Origin of the sequence: Novipirellula methanifontis, assembly GCF_052161655.1 — a bacterium.
Classification (GTDB): domain Bacteria; phylum Planctomycetota; class Planctomycetia; order Pirellulales; family Pirellulaceae; genus Novipirellula.
The window spans coordinates 9,252,227-9,272,411 of the sequence record NZ_CP197418.1; the positions used below are offsets into that span (position 1 = coordinate 9,252,227).

Below are 20,185 nucleotides of genomic sequence, written 5' to 3' on the forward strand. Positions count from 1 at the left end.
CCGAGCGAAACGAGAATGACCTTTTGGTCCGACAAACGATCATTCAAGGACTGGAAGGGGGGCAGGAGTTAGATACTCCGGCTTGGATCCTTTGGGCGACCGAATCAAAGTCGCAATGCTCTCTTCCTCACTCAACACGTAGATGTAAAAGGGCATCTTATCCTGGCGGCAGCGACTGGCGCGATGATGTCCGTCGATCAAGCGGTGCGCATGCACGAGCGTCCCATCGTCATCAGGATAGTACAAATGAGCCACAATACCGGGGATACTTGGATCAACATGAGCAAGATGCCCCTCGTTGATCTCCACGCGGTCGACCGAATAGTTCACGTCCTCAGGTTCAAGTTCGATCGAATCTCGACCGTCACTGACAAACGCCCGGGCCATGTCGATATCAAACACGTAGTTTTTCTTGAAGCAATAAAACGCCTCTCCTTCGCGAGTGCAGCGTGAACACTCGTCGGATTTTCGCTTCTTGGCTTTTTTAGCTTTCTTGTCTTTCTTGTCTTTCTTGTCACCCATCGTCCGCTCACAACTCAAGAAGTAAGTGTATCGCAATCCGTGCACACGCAGAATCATTCACCATTGAACACAAACAGGGAGGACGAAGCAAATACGTTAAAACTTCGTCCCCCCCCCGTGAAAACAGGTTCAGTGCGGCGGAGCACTGAACTTTTCCAATGGATCGTTCAACCATAAGTCCAACTCGCGGCGAGCGGCGGTTAACCATTTCCCACCCAGTCTACCATTGACCTATGACTGAAACTCTCGATGTCCGAAATCGAAGGAGATTCGGACTTCGGGGATCCGACTTAGCACTTACTTCCACTTCGCGAACGGGACTTGCTCTTCGATTTCGACTTGCTCTTTGACTTCGACTTGCTCTTTGACTTCGACTTGCTCTTTGATTTGGACTTGGACTTACTCTTCGACTTTGACTTTGACTTTGACTTTGACTTGCTCTTGCTCTTGCTCTTGCTCTTCGACTTCGAACTGCTCTTCGATCCCGAGCCGCTTTTACTTCCCGAGCCGCTTTTGCTCCCCGAGCCTCCGCCGTATGACATCTTGCTGGGCGCGATTCGTTCTTCAAGACGTTCCAGTTTGAACTTTTTCATTGTCTCTTCTCTCTTGACTAGAGGGGGATTCCAGAGCACCCGATGAAGCTTCACCTAGTAAACTCTTTAAGAACGTGTGAGTTTCTACCATCCGGGGGGACGAGTCAAACAAATAATCCGCAATTCCGACAAGTTCATTAAATTTACCGCAACCGTTACAGACCCCCACTTTGCGGGCAACAAATTACCGTAAAGTGAAATTCACTGTGCTGAAACCTGAAATTACCAAGCAACCTTCAGATCGATTTACGACGTCAAACTGAACAACCACCCCCCATCCGATGACAACGGTTGATTTGCTCGCATACCTGCGATTGTCCGCGACGTGCAGAAATGAAGGACGGAACTTTCGGTTGCCTGCCATGATTTTTCACCGCCTACCCGCCAAGTGCATGCGGCGGCTGAAATCAACCGCATGAGGGCGTCGGACGTGGTATTTAAGACACGACATTGAAGAACCGTGCAGCGGCGTTGCCCCGTATGGGCCACGCTGAGAAGCATCCAGAGGCTGCAAATTACAGCGTTTGCGTTTCGTAGCTACGCTCGCCAGAGCGTGGATTGGTGGCGTCCAATGCGAATCACCACCTTCTGGCGAAGGTAGCTACCTGAAAATACTTCCCAGCGCCCCCGTTTGGGGCCAACCCCGGTTTAACGCTATGGTCACTTTTGTCTATCCTGTTCGTCGACATCGCATACGCCCCCGCCCCCCTTGCCCTAAACGAATAAGACATGCCGCATCCCTCCTCCGAGCTGATCTTGGGGATCATGGCGAAGTACTGGACTGCAGGGAAAGTAAAAACTCGCTTGGGTCATTCAATCGGGATGCAAGCGGCAGCGGAGATTCACCGCGAGTTTGTACTGCGTTTATGCAGACAATTGGCCGCGGTGCAGGATCGCCGCATTCTTTCGCTTGCTCCCGATTCCGATATAGCGAGAATCAGCGAGGAAACGATATCCAAAGCGTGGGAGATCACACCTCAAGGCGATGGTGATTTGGGCGACCGAATGTCGCGATTCTTTCAATCACAACTGGGCACCGCTTCACCTGAAACGCCTCCATCCCGCGTCGTCTTAATCGGAGCCGATTGCCCGCTGCTTAGCGCGTCGAACATTGCCAAAGCTGCACAGCAACTTGAATCTCACGATCTCGTCATCGGTCCAGCGATCGATGGCGGCTACTACCTGATTGGGTTGCGTGGCCCGTGGACGCAGCGATTCGCGACCCTGTTCGCGGAGATGCCATGGAGTTCCAGTGATGTATTCGCGATCACAAAACAACGAGCCGAGGAGAGTCAATTATCGCTGGCGGTGCTTTCGCAGAATGAAGATATCGATACGATCGAGTGCCTGGACCGCTTGCGAGACCACCTTCAGTCATCGCAACCACAGAACCGATCCTATGCCGAGTTTGCCGATCGAATTACCGCAATCCTGAGTCAGAATCAAAACTCATGACCACCGTCAAAACAGCAACCATCGTAGGCGGCGGCGTCATCGGATTGAGCCTGGCATGGGAATTATCAGGACGGGGCATTCAAACGCAGGTGATCGAACAGCGACAAATTGACGAGAGTACGTCGACGATCGCCGGTGGCATCTTGCCGCCTGCCAATCTGGATCGAGCCACCGATCCAATGGACCAACTACGCGGTCTGAGCCATCGCTTGTTTCCAGTGTGGTCCGAACGGCTACAACGGGCGACGGGAATCGACGTTGGACTTCGACACTGCGGCGGTTGGTATCTGGCGAATTCGCCAGGTGAAAAAGCAGTGATGCTCGGCATGTCCGATTACTGGAGCGAGATGGACATCGCTTGCCAGCGAATCGCGGTCGACCAGTTGCAAGCTCGTGAACCTTCACTTCAGCCGTGGCTTTCCCAGCAATCCAATCTCGATGCATGGTGGGTGCCCGACGAATACCAAATCAACTCACCCCATTACATTCAAGCTTTACACAAAGCTTGCCTTGCCGCGCGAGTCACGGTTTCGCAGCAAACACCGGTACTCGATCTTCGCTACGACGACACCTCCGCGGCGGTACGAACCGCCGATGGCTGGATCAAAAGTGACATCGTTATCGTATGTGGCGGATCCTGGACGGGACTGGTATCGTCTCGCCTGCGCTTGGCACAAAGCTTGATCCCGATTCGAGGTCAAATCCTGGTTGTAAAGACCGAGCGACCGCTGCTTCAATCCGTGATCAACATCGGCAACCGTTATGTGCTGTGCCGCGATGATGGCCGGACGTTGATCGGTTCGTGCGAAGAAGAGGTGGGCTTGGACAAAACGACGACCGAGGAAATGATCCAAACCCTTCGCGAGTTCGCCATCGATTTGGTGCCCAAGCTTGCCTCGGCCGTAACAGTCGAAAAGTGCGCAGGACTACGACCGTTAACGTTTGACGGATTTCCGATGATCGGCCGTGTTCCCGAGACAACCAATTTGTATGTCGCCTCGGGCCATTACCGCAGCGGCATCCATTTCTCGCCCGCGACCGCCGTCTGTCTCGCCGACATGATCACCGGACAAACGCCCCCGATCGACCTACAGCCGTTTCGAGTCGGCAAACAACAAAACAGGCAAACTGATACTGCCTAAACTTCCAATTAGGTGTCCGACACCTTTTTCCTCTCGACACCTTTTTCCTCTTACTTATTTTCATATGACCTCTGAAGCCCCCACTCTTGATCCTCCCGGCAGCATTGCAATTGTCGGTGCGGGACCGCTCGGCGTCGAAGCCGCTCTGTACGGACGATACCTCGGTTACAACGTTACCTTGATCGAAGCGGCGGGCATTGGTCACTCGCTTCGGGTTCATTACGAAACGCCGTTGCCGATCATGCCGCACGAGTGTTTGTCGCCGCTGGCCATTTCAGCACTGCACGCTCAAGATCCCGCAATACTTTCTCAAACGTTGCCAATGACGTACCAGGATTGGGTCGAGAAAGCGTTAAAGGGAATCGTCGCGGGGGATCTGCTCGAAGGACGCCTTCGCTGTCCGTCACGCGTGACAAAAATCTCGACCGTGCCCGTCGAACTCGATGAAGAGGATTCCGAAGACGACGATCCAATCCCTCCCGATTTCCGGCTCGAATTGACGAGCGTGTATGGGCAGGCGGATCCTTTAGACTCCGAAGCGGTCATCCTCGCGATTGGCAATTCCGCCGAAATCCCATTGGATTTCTCGCTTCCGGCGGACTACTTTTTCCGCATCGGCCAGTCGTCCACGGGCGATTTGGCGGAAGATATGAAACAGGGACGTCAACAAATCGTCGATCTGTTCGCAGGACTTGCGGGTCGCGAAACGCTGGACCTGTATCGCCCTCGCCGCAGCGAGTAGTTTTTCTGCGGCACGCCCCCACGCCGCAAAAATCGGGGGATATTTTTTGCGGAGCGGCAAAGAGGCCGCCCGGTCTAATTCGAACGTTGTTTGAGTCCACGCTACCAAAAGACGCTCGTTCCCAGGCTCCTTGCCTGGAAACGTACTGCTTTCGAGGCTCCCGCCTCGTCTTTTCTTGCTCAGCAGGCGGGAGGCTGCAAGTCATCGGGTTCCCAGGCAACGAGCCTGGGAACCAGCGGTAGCGGAGCGTTACTAAAGCCGATGCGGTTGGCGATCGGGCAAACAGCTCCGTTTGCGACGGTTATGCCGATTAGGGCAACATGTTGCCTACACAGCTCATCGGAACGAGCTGTTTCTTTTTCGCAACTGACGTCTTGTTGCCACAACGTGATCTAGCTTTCTACAGACTCACGTGGAGTCTCTTTGTCCAACTGGACGTGACCATTCCGAACGGGGAACACATCAATGATCAAGTTAACGCGACTTGACGGCGAGCCATTTGTGCTCAATGCGGACCTGATTCGCTACGTCGAACGACGTCCTGATACGTTTGTGACTCTGACTTCGGGCGACCGGCTTGTGGTCAAGGAAACGTTGGATGAAGTGATCGAGCGAGCGGTTGAGTACCAACAACGCAAGAACTTTATTCCGACGCCGCGCGTCGCACTGAACGTTCCCACGACTTAGAAGCGGCCCACGTCATCAGAAGCGGCCACTCGCCAGATCGAACAAACCAAAAACGCTGAACTAGCTTCGGAAATTGAAAACCATGGATATCGCCAGCCTCGTCGGGTTGTTTCTCGCCATCGGACTGATCGTCGCGTCAATCGCGCTAGGCAATGCACCGTTCTCGGCCTTTATCGACATCCCGTCGTTTCTGGTTGTGGTCGGAGGTGCGGTCGCTGCTGCATTGATCTGCTTTCCGATGGGCAGCATGCTCAAGTCGCCCATGATCGCATTAAAAGTATTGCTGAACAAAGGCGAAAACCGACTGGAACTGATCAAACAGATCGTTGAACTGGCGGAAACCGCTCGACGCGATGGACTGTTGGCATTGGAGTCCAAAGTCAGTGAGATTAAAAACACGCTTGTCAAAACAGGCATCCAAATGGCGGTCGACGGCAGCACGCCTGAGATTGTCGAAGAAGTGCTTCGAACCGAGGTCAATGCCATTGCAGTGCGTCACCGCGAAGGCAAAAGCATCATGGACCAACTCGGTCGATTTGCTCCGGCTTATGGAATGATCGGGACGCTAATGGGATTGATCATGATGCTTCAAGACATGAGTGACCCTTCGGGGATTGGTGCGGGGATGGCTGTCGCGTTGATCACGACACTTTATGGAGCGATTGTGGCGAACGTGTTCTTCAGCCCGTTCGCTGAAAAACTAGGCCTGCTCAGCCGCAATGAAATGGTCAGTATGGAAATTGCGATCCGTGGTGTGATGGCGATCCAGCAAGGCGAGAGCCCACGGGCGATCGATCAAAAGCTTCGTACGTTCCTGCCACCAAAACAACGCGGCGCTGAATAAGCCCGCATCTCCCTTTGCAACTGCACCCTTTTCTCTCATTTTCAAAAGTAGTAAACGATGGACGATGAACCCGATGTCATTGCCATTCCCGAATGGGTGGTCACGTTCGGTGACATGATGAGTCTATTGCTGACATTTTTCATTATGTTGGTGTCATTGAGCGAAATCAAAGAGGAAGAGACTTACCAAGCGCTCGTCGATTCGATGCAGCAGCAGTTTGGTTACGCGCGAACGATTGATGCATTAACGCCAGGCGATTCGCGTCCTCGATCGAGCAAATTCAGCGTGCTGTCGACGACCGGCCGCGCGAAGAAGAAAGATACCGCCAAGGGAGGCGTTCCCGATAAGGCGCCAAGCGGCGAAGACCCGCTGGTGCGAATCATTCGTCCTGGGCAAGTCACCGCGGTCGGTTCAGTGATCTTTTTTGATATTGGTTCGGATGAACTTCGTCCGAGTGCAAAAATTGCGATCAAAGACTTGGCGGCCCAACTTCGTGGCAAACCTCAAAAAATTGAAGTTCGCGGTCATACGTCCGCCGAATATGCGGCTCGTACTGCGGGTACCGACGAGGCGGTTCAACTGGCATTCCGGCGAGCCATTGCGGTCCGCCGCGCCCTGGTCGATGGACAAGGGATCGAAGCCCAACGATTTCGTATTTCATCCGCTGCCGACAGTGAACCGATGCACCGTGCCGGTGGAAGCGTCGCAATTGCTCGCAATCCTCGTGTCGAAGTCTTTCTATTGGACGAAACGGTCGAGGATCTGCACGGAACAGCCGATGAACGCAATGCACAAACTATCCGAATAAACGACTCCGCAGGGGAGGACAACTAATGGCAGACGAAAAAGAAACTCCGGAAAACGCCGACAACGAAGCCGCTGTCCCGAAAAAAGCAGCCGTCGGTCGCGGTCTCGTCATGGCATTCGTTGGCGTGATTGTGCTACTCGAATCGGCAATGTTCTTTCTGATGGTGCCTAGTGCTGAAGAAGTCAGCGCGATGGCTGAAGCCAAACTGATAAAATCAGTCCAAGAAGGTGACGTGCAAGCCGAAAAGAAAGAAGATGACGCAAACAAAATCGAAGAGATCGACCTCGGCACCTTTGGCGAAACATTCAGCCCGATCGATACCGAGCGGGAATACACGATCGAATTGCATTTGTACGGATTGATCCGCAAAAAAAACTCCGACGCTCTGGAGGCCGAATTGGGCGAAAAGCAGGGGCGTTTGCGTCATGCGATCCGGATGAAAATCCGCACCAGCGCATTGACGGAACTGCAAGAAAATCAATTGGGGTTGCTTGAAAGACGGATTTTGACGACATCTAATCACTTACTCGCGGAAGATTATTTGCTCGGAGTTGGATTTCACGACTACCAGCTACGCGAGGAGTAAAGTGCACACGCGGGCCAGGACGATTGGCGGCGTGTGAAACATGTCGTGAAACCACGTCGTCCACGGAAGGACCTAGCCAGTGACTGACCCTGCCAAGCCTGATCCTGATGTCGCCAAAGCCGCCACGGCGACCGAGGCCGCGGTTGATCCTAAGTCCGTTGACCCCAAGTCCAAGGGTGCCGACGAACATCTGGACATGGACGACATCGAAAAATTGTTGGCCGAAGCATCGGGAAACCTCGATCAGGCGGCTGGCAAAGGGGTCGCCAATTCGGGCAAACCTGAACCCTACAATCTTGGCAATCTCGAACCCGACCACTCATCCGGCGAGCGACAATCGATCGACTTGCTAGGCGAAGTCGAGTTGGATCTTCGCATCGAGCTCGGCCGCACTCAAATGAAGCTCGAAGAAGTGCTACAGCTTCGCAGCGGATCGGTCGTCGCACTGGACAAACTCGCAGGCGATCCCGTTGACATTTTTGTCAACGGAAAACTGATTGCCCGCGGCGAAGTCCTCGTCATGAATGACAATTTTTGTGTTCGTGTGACGGAGTTGATCAGTGCTTAACGCTTGTCATCCACTCACGTCTTCGAGACGTCGTGCCGCCAGCATGATTGCATTGGTCGCCCTGGCAATGACGACATCGATCACCACCGCGTCGGCGCAGCAGTATTCACTTGCCAATTCCGCTGCTAGCGAAACGGCTTCGATGCCAACGTCGATGTCGGCCTCGCAGACTGCCGAACCGGCTTTACAAAACGAACCATCGCCCAAAGTCATCGCCCGCGGCTTCCCATCGCTGTCGCAGCGATCGCTCGCCACCGACAAGACAGGTGAGCAAACCGAAGTTAAAAAAGAAAGCCAACTCGCGGTCCCCGGGTTCACCGTCGCGTCGAGTCTAGCCGTCGTGCTCGGTTTGTTCGCAGGCTTTGTTTGGTTAACACGTCGCTTCAGTTCCGGCGGTACCGCCAACGGCGTCATCCCCAAAGACGTCATTCAAAATCTCGGCAGCACCTCGATCGATTCACGAACCAAGGTGTCGATGATCCGCTGTGGCAATCGCATCATCGTGGTCGCCCAAACGGCGACCGGAATCCACCCATTATCCGAGATCACCGATCTGAACGAAGTACAACAATTGACCGCTTCGTGTATCGGCGATTCCAAACGCAATTTTGCCAGCACGCTTCTCGAGTTTGAAAAAGAGCCGGCGGAAAAAGGGTTTGTGGGCACACCAACCGAAACGCCTCCGACACCCCGCAGCCGCGGTCGTTTGTTTGCCAGTGCCTAGCGGTTTGTCGCTGCACAATTTTCAGGTAGGGCCGGTTCCCACCGGCCACGGCTATTACGCGAACTGGCCGGTAGGAACCGGCCCTACTTCGATCACTAAGTTGTCTCGATGTTACGAAAAACCGCGTGTGAGTTTCGTTCGCCTCGATGAATTACCGAAAGTCTTCGCGACTTTCGCTACGTCCGGAAGTCAATTCGTTCGAAAACCGATACAATCGCGGCCATGATTGCCGCACTTCTTTTTGTCACCTGTCTACTGCTGGTCGGAGTCGCACTTCGTTTGCGATTTGCGATTTTCCAGTGGCTCTATATCCCTGCATCGGTGATTGCGGGAATGCTCGGGTTAGCAGTCGTCCAGCTCGCTCCGGACGCCGCCAGCGAGACGACTGTAGCGATTGCCGCCACGTTGAGCGATTGGCCGAACCTGCTAATCGCGGTCGTGTTTGCCGGCATGCTGCTTGAGCGCAAGCCTGCTCAACATCGAGAAAACGCGGGCAACGTGGGCCGCGAGGCACTAATGGTGTGGATTATCGTACTCGGCCAGACCGCATGCGGATTGCTTGCCACGTGGATCTTCATCCAACCTTTTTATGATCTTCCCAATTCGTTTGGAATGTTGATCGAAACCGGTTTCGCTGGAGGTCACGGTACCGCTGCGGCGATGGGCGAGGTGTTCGCACACGAATCGATCGCACTGGTCGGAGGCCGTGACCTGGGCATTCTGATGGCCACCGTGGGACTCGTCTACGGAGTGGTCAGCGGGATTGGATGGATCAATCTTGGTGCCCGGCGGGGATGGTTCCCGACAAACCGAGTGGACAAAGACACTCCGCTGCTTAATCCGGCTACATCCGACGCTGCCACACCGCCGCCCCGCATTCCGATCGGCTATGCAACCATTCGCGGTGAAACGCTCGATCCGCTGTTACTGCAAGCTCTGTGGTTGATGGCTGCGTTTGGCATTGGGATGGCGATGCAGCAAGCGGTGCTGATGGCTGCAGCGGCCGCAGACAGTTGGGTTGCCAGCGACACGCTTCGCGACGCTGCCAATCAACAGTTATCCACGCGGTTGTCGTTTTCGCGAATCCTCGATTTCCCGCTGTTCATCTACACATTGTTCGGCGGACTGATCGTTCGCCGCTGCACCCGATTGCTGGGATGTGAAGACCGAATCGATAGCGATTCAATTGGCCGCATCTCGTCCGCAGCGATGGACGTGTTGGTGGTCGCCGCGATTGCGTCGCTGAACATTGCCGCAGTGGCAACGATGATCGTTCCCTTTTCGATCCTGGCGGTTGTCGGAGCGATCTGGACCGGTGTCTGCCTGCTGGTAATTTCACGCTGGGTGCTACCGCGAGACCACTGGTTTGAACTCGGCTTGATCAACTACGGGATGTCAACCGGCGTGACCGCGACCGGGTTTGTTCTGCTACGGCTTGTCGATCCCGACTTGGATACCGACGCCGCGGAAAACTATGCACTCGCGGCCCCGCTTTCCGCCCCCTTTGTCGGAGGCGGAATGCTGACGATCGGATTGCCGCTGCTGGTACTCGAGCGAGTTCCACTGGGTATCACTTCGCTGGTTGCCGTTGTGATCGTGATCTCGCTGATTGTCGTGGGACGACGCTGGCAACAAACCGCTACGGCTTGACCATGCCCAAACGCGTTAGCCATGTTTGACACAAACTCGGCCACTGATTCGCGCCATCAACCTTCTTGGCCAATCCTAGCCCGTGGGATCCGTCATTGAACAAGTGCATTTCGACTGGCACTTTGTGATCGACACAGGCTCGGTAATACAGCAGGCTGTTTTCAACCGGCACTGCGGTGTCTTTGGCAGTGTGGAACAAAAACGTCGGCGGTGTTTTTTCGCTCACCTGAGTCGGTGTGTCCAACGAAGCCAGCAATGCGGGATCGGGATTGTCGCCCAACAAATTACGCTGACTTCCCTTGTGTGTGTGCGGCTTACCGAGCGACAGCACAGCGTAACACAAAATACTAAAGTCAGGACGCGAAGAAACGCGTTGCACCGGATCCTTTGACGACGGATCGGCATCGGCAAAGTGAGTCGAGACGGTGGAACAGAGATGTCCGCCAGCAGAAAAACCGATCACGCCAATTCGATTGGGGTCGATGTTTAGTTCTTTGGCGCGAGCCCGCAATGTTTGGATCGCACGCTGAGCATCTTGCATCGGCGATGGGTGTCCGTATCCCTTGCCATCGTTCCCCTTGCCACGCAACCGGTAGGTGCAAATCGCCGAAGACATTCCCATTGAATGGAACCAAGCGGCAAACTCATGCCCCTCGTGTCCCATCGCGTGGCCGCCGTATCCGCCGCCTGGCAGGATCACGACCGCGGCGGTGGGTGAGTCTGAATCGGCCTTGGTGATGATCAATTCAGGCACATCGCCGTCCCCGGTTAACTCGACTCCGGGAATCCCATCAGGCCAAAGCGGCTCGGTGGTACTGGCCGGTTGTTGGGCGGAAAGAAGGGAGGCGTTTGCCAAAGAAAGGCAAACCAAGAGCGAAAGGGATTGCAACAGGGTAGGTCGGGTCATGGAGAGTCCTTACAGTAAAAAAGGGGAGGGCAGGGCATTATAGTCGTTGATCGCTCCCGCGATCACAACGTAATGTCGTTTATCGCTCCGCGATCAGTACGTGAAGCGAGAAAAAACATTCTATCTCATCCGTAGCCTGCAACTTTGACGCTCGTTTTGATCGCGGGAGCGATCAACGACATTGGCCCCCGCCACTGGAGGGAGCGGAAGCAAATCTGTCGCACTTATTTTCTCGGGGCTGCTTGGGTAGGATACGCGAGCTGGTTCGCTATTTTGAGATGCCCTAAAAGCCGTCTACCTTCATACCCGTACGATTCCCGATGTCCACTACCGCCGAAGAACAATGGAGCCCGCCGCATCATAACAGCGGTTTGGGATGGCGTTTGTCGACTTGGTGGGTCATTTTGCGCACCGCACTCGAAGAGCGTTTGGTCTATCGAGGCGACTTTGCCCTCGGAACGCTGATGCGGTTTCTGCCGATCATCACGCAAATTTTCTTGTGGTACGCCGTGTTCGATTCGATCGAGGCAAACAAGAGCGGCGAGGAGGTCACGATCGGCAAGTTTGGCTTTAAAGAAATTATTGCCTATTACTTGCTGACGATGGTCGCACGGGCCTTTTCCAGCATGCCCAATTTGGCGTCCGGAATTGCCCAGCAGATTCGCGATGGCGAGATCAAACGGTATCTGATTCAACCGATTGACTTGATCGGGTTCTTGTTGTTGACGCGAATCGCCCACAAGTTGACTTATTACGTTGTCGCGATCGCGCCGTTTGCATTGGTCTTTTTTCTGTGCCGCGGTTATTTCGTCGAGGGTTGGCCGTCGCTGCCCGTGTTCGCAGCCTTTTCGGCTTCGCTGATAATGGGGTTTCTGATCGGCTTCTTCATGGAAGCTTCGATCGGCATGATTGGCTTTTGGTTCCTCGAAGTTTCGTCGCTGCTGTTTGTGTTCATGTTGTTTAGCTTCTTTTTGTCGGGACACATGTTTCCGCTGACGCTGCTGCCCGACAGCATTGAACCGTTCGTCCAGTTTTTGCCGTTTAAGTATTTGGCGTATTTCCCAGCAGCGATTTTCCTGGGCAAAGTCGAACCCGACGAATTGCCGATGGAATTGGGAATTCAATTCGCTTGGCTGATCTTTTTCATAGTCGTGTGTCGGCTCGCATTTTCGCGTGGCATGAAACGTTACAGCGGATACGGAGGCTAGGCTGATGGCAAGCAAAATCGCTGACGAACCATCCAAGATCGCGCCAAACTACTGGAAAGTATTCCTGACGTTTGCCCGCAATTCGCTGGTGCGTGACATGACGTTCCGCATGAACTTCTTTCTGCAATGCATCAGCAGTGTCGGCTGGACGTTGATGAACGTCGGCTTCTACATGATCATTTTCCAGTACACCAATACGATTGGCGAAGGATCAGGCTGGGACCGTGACAAGTTCTTTGTCTTTCTCGCGACCACTTGGTTTGTCAACAGCTTGGTGCAAGCGTTTTTCATGCCCAATGCGGAAGAATTCAGCGAATTGATTCGTACCGGCGGATTGGACTTTGCGCTGTTAAAACCGATCGACACTCAATTCCTGATTTCGTTTCGGCGAATCGACTGGAGTGCGTTATCGAATTTTGCAGCTGGCATGGTGATCTTGGTCGCGGCTCTCTATTCGCTGGCAACGCGTGAAGTCAATCCGATGGTTCCCACGTTGTTGTCAGCGGTGCTGTACGTCGTGTTTATCGGCTGCGGTGTTGCGATCATGTACAGCCTGATGATCTCGTTGAGCGCGACGAGCATTTGGTTGGGCCGCAATCAAACGCTCTACAATTTCTGGTTCTACATCACCAACTTCAGCCGCTATCCGATGGAAATTTACAACCGTGGCTGGGGTACCCCACTGTACGGCTTCTTTACGTTTGTGATTCCTGTGCTGTTGGTGGTCAATGTGCCGGCAAGGTTGTTGGCCAAACCGATCCAGCCACGAACCGATTGGGAGTCGATGTTGGTGGTGTGGGCCGTAGGCGCGACGCTGCTGAGCGTGCTGTTGAGCCGATGGGTGTTTAAGAAAGCCCTTTTGAGCTACCGCAGCGCGAGTTCGTAAGAAACCACCCTTCCCATGCCAAAGTAGATCGCGTAGGCCGCGATAGAAACCAACTCGCCCCCAAGCAGGCCCGTTGCCAATTTTGCCCGTTCTGACTACCAATACTGTATGCCTATCGAGCCAAGCCGCAGCCGATTTTCCAGTTACCGCGAAAAAATTCGCCAACGCAATTCGCGTGCAAAGACACCCGAGAGCCATTCCTATCATGGTTCAGGTCGAAGTGCCCGAAAACTCGGCACGCGCGAGCGAGGTTTCTGGGAACTGTTTCGCGAATTCATTCGCTTAATCAAAAGCTATCATCGGCAAATCGCAGGGTCGATCGCGTTATTGACCGTTGGCATTGTGCTACGGTTGATCCCACCGGTAGGCACGAAACTGGCCATCGACTCGGCGCTTTCCACTCCTCGCAAACCGCTGCCGGATTGGACCGCGGTGCTTGGTTTTCCGACCGAACCGTTTTCGTTGCTGTTGGCGATCGCGGGCGTCGTCACGATCGTCACGATTTTGGCCACAATCGCTCATCTATCGAGCCGCTGGATCGCGACCAAGGCAGTCAATCAAGCCCAAGTCGGTATCCGCCGCCGAGTGTTTGATCACGCGATTCGATTGCCTCTGCAAAACGTCTACGACATGAAAAGCGGCGGGGTGGCAAGCCTGATTCGCGAAGACGCCGGCGGTGTCGCCGAACTGATCTTCAGCATCCTGTACAACCCCTGGCGGGCGATCGTCCAATTTATAGGCAGCCTCGTGATCCTGATGCTAGTCGATTGGAAATTGATGCTCGGCGGACTGATGTTGCTGCCCGTGGTGTGGGTCACGCACCGCACATGGATCAACCGTATTCGCCCGCTCTACAAAGACATCCGCATGCAGCGGCAAAAGATCGATGCCGGTGCAACCGAGACATTTGGTGGCATTCGAGTGGTGCGAACGTTCGCGAGAAGCCGCAGTGAATCCTCGCGGTTTGTTCGCGAAGGCAGCTATTTGGTTCGTCAACAACTCTTCACATGGTGGTGGACGCGGATCATTGAAACCGTTTGGGAAGTCATCATCCCATTGGCATCGACCGGATTATTGCTGTACGGCGGCTATCAAATCATCCAGTCCGAGTTGACGCTCGGTGATTTGATGATGTTCCTGGTTTATTTGACGATGCTGTTGGACCCGCTCGCCACCTTGGCGGGCAGTGCGGTTGGTTTTCAGAACAATCTTGCCGGTCTTGACCGGGTGCTCGATGTCTTGGAGATCGAAGAAGAATTGCCGAGTCGCGCCGAAGCGGTCACGCTTGATCGCAATCGTGTCGAAGGAAGAATCTCGATCACCAACGTCTCGTTCTCGTACCCGGGGTCCGAAACTCAGGTGCTTAGCGACATCACGCTCGAGGTGGCTGCGGGCGAAACCGTGGCACTGGTCGGACGCAGCGGTGCCGGCAAAACGACGCTGACTAACTTGATCGCTCGATTCTATGATCCCGACTCAGGTTCGATCCAGATTGATGGTCGTGACTTGAAAGACATCCAGCTCGAGAGCTATCGCCGACTGCTGGGGATCGTCGAACAAGATGTCTTTATGTTCGACGGCACGATCCGCGAAAACATCGCCTACGCGAGACGCAACGCAACCGACTCGCTGATCGCCGAAGCGGCGCAAGCGGCTGCGGCGGATGAGTTTATTAACGCGTTACCCAAGGGCTACGATTCGATCATCGGCGAACGAGGCGTCAAGCTTTCGGGGGGCCAACGTCAGCGATTGGCAATCGCCCGAGCCATTCTTGCCGATCCGCGGATCTTGATCCTCGACGAAGCGACCAGCAACCTAGACAGCGAAAGCGAGCGACTGATTCAGCACAGTCTTGCCGATCTGCTGAAGGGACGCACGGCGTTTGTGATCGCTCACCGTTTGAGCACGATTGTGGGAGCCGACAAGATCGTCGTGCTCGAAGATGGCCGGATCGCCGACGTGGGAACCCACGAACAATTGCTCAGCCGAGTCGGTCATTATCGCGACATGATTTACCTGCAGATGAACGAGACGCTTCCGGCAATCTCGTCATCTTGATTTCCGTGCTCGAAACGGCAGTCCCACTGCGGCAAAAATGAACTAAGATACAGTGACGCAAGGTCGATCGTTTCTTGCGGCTCTCGTTCCTTAGGGGGTATCCGAAAAGGGGTCTGACCCTCTCCGGCGAGGCAAAAAACTCAACACAAACGACTCGCTTTTAAAGGGTCAGACCCCTTTTCGGATGCCCTCTAAGTTCATTTCGCCTCTTGCTCGCCATATTCTGCACATGAAGATCAAATGTCCCGCCTGTTCTGCGGTCTTGAACATTCCGGAAACCGCTGCAGGAAAGGTCGTTAAATGCCCCTGTGGGAAGCAATTACGAGCCCCCGGTGGTGCAGCAAAACCGGCCGCAGCAGCAGCGGCACGCCCGGCAGCGGCGGCGAATCCCAACCGTGCTCCCGCGCCTCAGCGCCCCGCGGCGAAACCCGCCGGCCCTTCGATGGGCGATTTTGACCCGGCGATGTTTGATGAACTGACCGATGACGACTTGAAACAACCGGTACTCCCCGTATCGCGTCCAGGGGTCGCTCCTGGGCCAGCCCCTGGTGGTGGCGGCGGCAGCATGAACCCGTACGCGATAGGTGCCGGTGGAGCGATGCCTTCGCGTGGCAGCGGAAATCTCGCCAGCGTCGGGAAACGTATTGGCGGCGCAATGATTGACGGTATTTTCAACATGAGCGGCTTTTTTGCAGCGTCGCTTCTCATCCCGTTGTTTGCCCCTGCGGCAAGGGGTGCTGGCGAACAAGCCGCGGCCGGAATGAGTCTCCTCTTGATCCTTGTCTTATTCTTTCTTGGCAGCATTCCGTTCATCGTCAATATGGTGCTGATCTCGATGTCAGGGCAAAGTCTGGGCAAGAAAATGGTAAAAACGCGAATTGTGGACAAACAAACCGGCGTCCAAGTTGGCTTCCTGCACGGAGTGCTGATACGAAATATTGGCTTTGGCTTTATCACAGGAATCCCCGTGATCGGCGGTTTCATTGGGCTCGCCGACGTGATTTATTTATTCAGCGAAGGGCACGAAACACTTCACGACAAACTTGCTCAAACCATCGTGGTGGAAGCTTAGAGCAATTTTACAAATGACGTGGAATTCAAGCCGTAGCTGGGTTCGCCAGAACGTGGCCCACCGCGAACGCGACGATAGCTACACCAAAAATAAAAATGCTCTAATTGCCGATCACGCCTAACTCCGCCACCGTCGCGAACTCGCGTCCATCCTGTTCCGACGTGGCGCGTAGCAACACGTAACGGCCGGTAACCGAATCACATTGGATCGTCTGTGGCTCTCGCGTCTTCGCGAGCTCGGCTTTGACAACAGGGTCTCCGAAATGCTCCGCGGAATCGCTGACGCAGAACTCGATGTTCTTGATCGCACCGTTCCAACCGCCATCTTGTCGAACCAGGTAAACAAAGCCTTTGATGCGGTGCACCGCGCCTAAGTCGATTACCAATTCATGAGGCGGCGGCGTGATGCCGCCGCTGAATTTGGTATGCCACAGCGTGTCGGGATCGCCATCGATGGCGTTGCCAGCGAACTTGCGGTTTCCGGCGTTCTCGCTGCTAAACCGAACCACACTCCAATCCTTGTTGGGCAACATCTCCTTGGTCGGCATCTTCATCGTGGATTTATTTTTGCGAGTCTTCTTTACAGGAGGTTTCCCCCCAAATTTCGCCGCACGATCACGTTCGTGCAGATCCCTGGACTCGAACGTTCCTTCGACCACAGGTGTATGAGCCTGTTCGGCAAAGCCTTTTAGTTTGGCAAGCATGCTGGGGTTCGCCTCGGCAAGGTTCATCGACTCGCTAATGTCGCGATCCAGATCGTACAGTTCCCAGTCGCCCTCTTTTTTCGGCTGGATTGCCTTCCAGTTGCCCATCCGAACGGCGGTCTGGCCACCGATTTCCCAATACAAATACTCGTGTTTCGCCTGGGGATGTCCCGCGGCGGTTTCGCCGATTAATTCCGGCAGGATGCTGATCCCATCGATATCGGACGGAGCGTTTGCGCCGGTCACCTCGGCAATCGTCGGCAGGATATCGGGAAAGTACCAAAGCAGATCGCTAACGATTCCCGGCTTAATTTTGCCCGGCCAACGTGCGACAACGGGAATCCGCAGCCCGCCTTCGTACAAGTTTCCTTTCTTGCCACGAAACTCGACTCCGGTGGTGGGATGTTTGTTGGCTCCATGCACCCCGCGTGGCTGCTCTTTTGACGCAAAGTAATCGGCGCCGCCATTGTCGCCGCTGAAGAACACCAGCGTCTTTTCGTCGAGCCCCAATTCTTTGACCAAGGCGAGAACCTCGCCAACTTGGCGATCCAGCATCGTGACCATCGCCGCGTAACGTTTTGCTTGTTCGGGCAACGCCTGGTCTTTGTAAATAGCCCACGCGGGATCGTCATCGGGAATGTCGAAAATGCCGTGCGGCGGAGTGACAGGCAGGTATGCGAAAAAAGGTTGGTTCTGATGTTCGTGAATAAACTTTGTCGCCTCGTCCATGATCACGTAATGCGAATACGTTTCGCCGTCACTGTTGCCACGGTTTCCCGCCAGCGGCATTTCTTCACTGTTGCGAAGGATGTAAGGCGGGTAATACGAGTGGGCGTGGACTTGATCGTAGTAGCCGACAAATTCGTCGAACCCATGTTTTTCTGGCACTCCGGTGGATCCTCGCCCTCCACATCCCCACTTGCCAAATCCGCCCGTGGCGTAGCCCAGCGGTTTCAATATCGATGCGATTGTTTCCTCGTCCGCTCGCAGCGGGGTCCCGCCTCCGTTGGACCGCACCGACGTGTGACCGCTGTGTTTTCCGGTCAAGAAACAGCAGCGAGTTGGGGCACACACGGATGACCCCGCCAACCCTTGAGTGAAGCGAATTCCCTCGGCCGCCATGCGGTCGATATTGGGTGTTTGAATGATCGGGTTGCCCATATATGAAGGCTCAAAATACCCGAGTTCATCGGCCATGATGTAGATCACGTTCGGCCGATTCACAGTCGCGTCGGGCTGAGTCGTTTGGGCGTTTGCATGACAGGCAATCGTAAGAAGCACTAATCCCATCACACGGAAACGAAGTCGGTTTTGCATCGATAGGGTTCGCATTTTGAATGGGGGAAATGGGGCGGGTTGAATCGCAGTCGAGCGACAAACAGCCGAGCGACTGGACAGTCCTCTACGATACTCGATCGCCACGCACGATGCCGCCACCATGCCGCCGCGATCCGAAATCGATGAATCGACCACGCGGTTGCCCCCCGCGTTTGCCGAGTCACGCTCAAGCATCCTGATATCCCTGGTCCAGCTGGCCTGGGGTTTGCTATAGTGGGCACTCTCGACACTTGCTCCCAAACCTTCCTGCCCTCAACCCTTCCTGCCCCATTTCTCCCCTGCAAGGCTCAACCAACCAATGAAGTCTATCGTCAATATCGCTTGCGTTTCGTTGATCGGGGCTTCCTGCCTGCTGATGGGCACTTTCGCCGTCGCCGGGGATGCCGATTGGCCTCAATGGCGCGGCCCGAACCGCGATGGCCACGCAGCCCCACAAGAGTTGAAAAAATCATGGACTGACGCCGCCCCTCGACTTCGCTGGTCGTTCACCAGTGCGGGACGCGGCTACTCAGCCGTTTCTGTGGTCGATGGCCGACTCTATACGATGGGAACGCATGACGAAAAGTGTTTTGCCATCTGCCTTAACGCCAAGACCGGCGAAAAGATCTGGGAAACCGAAGTCGCTCGCGGCAGCACCGCCGACGACTACAACCATGGCTGGGGTGGCGGCCCCCGCAGCACTCCGACCGTTGATGGTGACCAAGTCTTTGTGCTCAGCGATATCGGACAACTCGCGGCCCTTTCAAAAGCCGACGGCAAAGTCCAATGGAGCACCAATTTTGTCAGTGATCACGGTGGCAAGATTCCCGTTTGGGGATACGCCGAATCACCGCTGGTCGATGGCGACCGAATCGTTGTGACGCCGGGCGAAGCCAATTTCATGGTCGCGTTTGATCGCAAGACCGGCGAAAAAGTGTGGAGCAGCCAAGGCATCAATGCTCCCGCACAATACGTTTCGATCATCAAAGGTGACGTTGGCGGCAAGTCGTTTTATGTGACTGCTAGTAAACCAGGGCTGTTTGCCGTCGATACCGAATCGGGAAAGCAAGTCTTCAGCGACTCGACCACGGGGAATAACGTCGCCGTCATTCCCACCCCCGTGCTGTCCGAAAATCAGCTGTATCACACCAGCGATTACGGGGCGGGCAACACGCTGTTGAAGTTGAAAGCCGACGGCGAAAAGATCGCAGCCGAATCGGTTTACCACTTGGCTGGCAAATCGATGATGAACCATCACGGCGGCGTGGTACTGCACGAAGGCGTGATTTACGGATGCACCAAGGCCAACGGCGGCATGTGGTTGGCTCAAGACTTGGAGAGTGGCGAAACCTTGTGGGAGCAGAAGTTGCGTCCCAACCACAGTGGATCGATCTGCTTTGCCGATGGCATGCTGTATTGCTACAACGACGAAGAGGGATCGGTTGTCTTGGTCGAGCCGAATCGCATCGAGTGGAAGCCCAAAGGCACATTGACTCTGCCACGCCAAACCGAACTGCCACGTGACAAGGGAGCCATCTGGGCGCATCCGGTGGTCGCCGACCAAATGTTGATCATCCGCGACCAGGACTTGATCTTCGCCTTCGACATCGCCCGCTAAAGTACTTGAAGGTGGGATAGGCGTCCCAGCCTTTTTATACCCCAAAACATTTTCTTGCCTTATCTCGTGTGGTTGCGAATGATTCTGCGATTTAG

The 20,185-nt window shown here is 54.7% G+C and carries 18 protein-coding genes; 15 read left to right on the plus strand and 3 right to left on the minus strand.

Translation table 11 applies throughout. The features are described 5' to 3' along the window. Nucleotides 1-39: 39 nt before the first annotated feature. A complete protein-coding gene (locus SH528x_RS32910) occupies nt 40-579 on the minus strand; it encodes a hypothetical protein (RefSeq protein WP_442507653.1) in 540 nt (179 codons plus the stop codon). A gap of 1,265 nt (nt 580-1,844) precedes the next feature. Here SH528x_RS32910 and SH528x_RS32915 point away from each other — a divergent pair. The 10 genes from SH528x_RS32915 to SH528x_RS32960 all read left to right on the plus strand — a co-directional run bounded on the left by SH528x_RS32915 (nt 1,845) and on the right by SH528x_RS32960 (nt 10,321). Further along, entirely contained in the window at nt 1,845-2,570 is a 726-nt protein-coding gene (locus tag SH528x_RS32915; RefSeq protein WP_442507654.1) for a TIGR04282 family arsenosugar biosynthesis glycosyltransferase, read from the plus strand. Then, the gene (locus SH528x_RS32920) at nt 2,567-3,712 is read left to right on the plus strand and encodes an NAD(P)/FAD-dependent oxidoreductase (RefSeq protein ID WP_442507655.1); all 1,146 of its coding nucleotides are present in this window, start codon (nt 2,567-2,569) and stop codon (nt 3,710-3,712) included. Before SH528x_RS32915 ends, SH528x_RS32920 begins: the two co-directional genes overlap by 4 nt. A gap of 64 nt (nt 3,713-3,776) precedes the next feature. Further along, nucleotides 3,777-4,454: a hypothetical protein gene (locus tag SH528x_RS32925; protein WP_442507656.1), complete on the plus strand. Its 678-nt coding sequence runs from the start codon at nt 3,777-3,779 to the stop codon at nt 4,452-4,454. 465 nt (nt 4,455-4,919) lie between these two features. Continuing rightward, nucleotides 4,920-5,141: a flagellar FlbD family protein gene (locus tag SH528x_RS32930; RefSeq protein ID WP_442507657.1), complete on the plus strand. Its 222-nt coding sequence runs from the start codon at nt 4,920-4,922 to the stop codon at nt 5,139-5,141. A gap of 82 nt (nt 5,142-5,223) precedes the next feature. After that, nucleotides 5,224-5,985 (plus strand): motility protein A, encoded by a 762-nt coding sequence (locus SH528x_RS32935; RefSeq protein ID WP_442507658.1) that lies wholly within the window; start codon nt 5,224-5,226, stop codon nt 5,983-5,985. A gap of 57 nt (nt 5,986-6,042) precedes the next feature. Beyond that, the gene (locus SH528x_RS32940; protein ID WP_442507659.1) at nt 6,043-6,819 is read left to right on the plus strand and encodes an OmpA/MotB family protein; all 777 of its coding nucleotides are present in this window, start codon (nt 6,043-6,045) and stop codon (nt 6,817-6,819) included. Further along, nucleotides 6,819-7,379, plus strand: coding sequence for a dihydrolipoamide acetyltransferase (locus tag SH528x_RS32945; protein WP_442507660.1), 561 nt, complete (start codon nt 6,819-6,821; stop codon nt 7,377-7,379). Before SH528x_RS32940 ends, SH528x_RS32945 begins: the two co-directional genes overlap by 1 nt. 79 nt (nt 7,380-7,458) lie before the next feature. Further along, the gene (gene fliN, locus SH528x_RS32950; protein ID WP_442507661.1) at nt 7,459-7,947 is read left to right on the plus strand and encodes a flagellar motor switch protein FliN; all 489 of its coding nucleotides are present in this window, start codon (nt 7,459-7,461) and stop codon (nt 7,945-7,947) included. After that, nucleotides 7,940-8,671 (plus strand): FliO/MopB family protein, encoded by a 732-nt coding sequence (locus tag SH528x_RS32955; protein ID WP_442507662.1) that lies wholly within the window; start codon nt 7,940-7,942, stop codon nt 8,669-8,671. The genes fliN and SH528x_RS32955 overlap by 8 nt, the downstream gene beginning before the upstream one ends. A 222-nt stretch (nt 8,672-8,893) precedes the next feature. After that, on the plus strand, nt 8,894-10,321 hold the full coding sequence (locus tag SH528x_RS32960) for a sodium/glutamate symporter (RefSeq protein WP_442507663.1): 1,428 nt from the start codon (nt 8,894-8,896) through the stop codon (nt 10,319-10,321). Here the strand turns inward: SH528x_RS32960 and SH528x_RS32965 are convergent. Then, nucleotides 10,311-11,228: an alpha/beta hydrolase gene (locus SH528x_RS32965; protein ID WP_442507664.1), complete on the minus strand. Its 918-nt coding sequence runs from the start codon at nt 11,226-11,228 to the stop codon at nt 10,311-10,313. The two genes, SH528x_RS32960 and SH528x_RS32965, sit on opposite strands and share 11 nt — an antisense overlap. A 320-nt stretch (nt 11,229-11,548) precedes the next feature. Between SH528x_RS32965 and SH528x_RS32970 the strand changes: the two genes are divergently transcribed. The 4 genes from SH528x_RS32970 (at nt 11,549) to SH528x_RS32985 (ending at nt 16,452) form a co-directional block, all read left to right on the plus strand. Beyond that, a complete protein-coding gene (locus SH528x_RS32970; RefSeq protein WP_442507665.1) occupies nt 11,549-12,436 on the plus strand; it encodes an ABC transporter permease in 888 nt (295 codons plus the stop codon). A gap of 4 nt (nt 12,437-12,440) precedes the next feature. Next, entirely contained in the window at nt 12,441-13,322 is an 882-nt protein-coding gene (locus SH528x_RS32975) for an ABC transporter permease (protein ID WP_442507666.1), read from the plus strand. A 108-nt stretch (nt 13,323-13,430) separates the two neighbouring features. After that, nucleotides 13,431-15,380, plus strand: a complete 1,950-nt coding sequence (locus SH528x_RS32980; RefSeq protein WP_442507667.1) for an ABC transporter ATP-binding protein — start codon at nt 13,431-13,433, stop codon at nt 15,378-15,380. A 229-nt stretch (nt 15,381-15,609) separates the two neighbouring features. Further along, nucleotides 15,610-16,452 (plus strand): RDD family protein, encoded by an 843-nt coding sequence (locus SH528x_RS32985; protein WP_442507668.1) that lies wholly within the window; start codon nt 15,610-15,612, stop codon nt 16,450-16,452. A 100-nt stretch (nt 16,453-16,552) separates the two neighbouring features. Here the strand turns inward: SH528x_RS32985 and SH528x_RS32990 are convergent, their stop codons facing one another. Then, nucleotides 16,553-18,667 carry a sulfatase-like hydrolase/transferase gene (locus tag SH528x_RS32990; protein WP_442507669.1) on the minus strand — a complete coding sequence of 705 codons (2,115 nt, stop codon included), beginning with the start codon at nt 18,665-18,667 and terminating at the stop codon, nt 16,553-16,555. Between the two features lie 124 nt (nt 18,668-18,791). On the opposite strand from SH528x_RS32990, the gene SH528x_RS32995 reads away from it, so the two are divergent. Beyond that, nucleotides 18,792-20,090 (plus strand): outer membrane protein assembly factor BamB family protein, encoded by a 1,299-nt coding sequence (locus SH528x_RS32995; protein WP_442507670.1) that lies wholly within the window; start codon nt 18,792-18,794, stop codon nt 20,088-20,090. Nucleotides 20,091-20,185 lie beyond the last annotated feature (95 nt).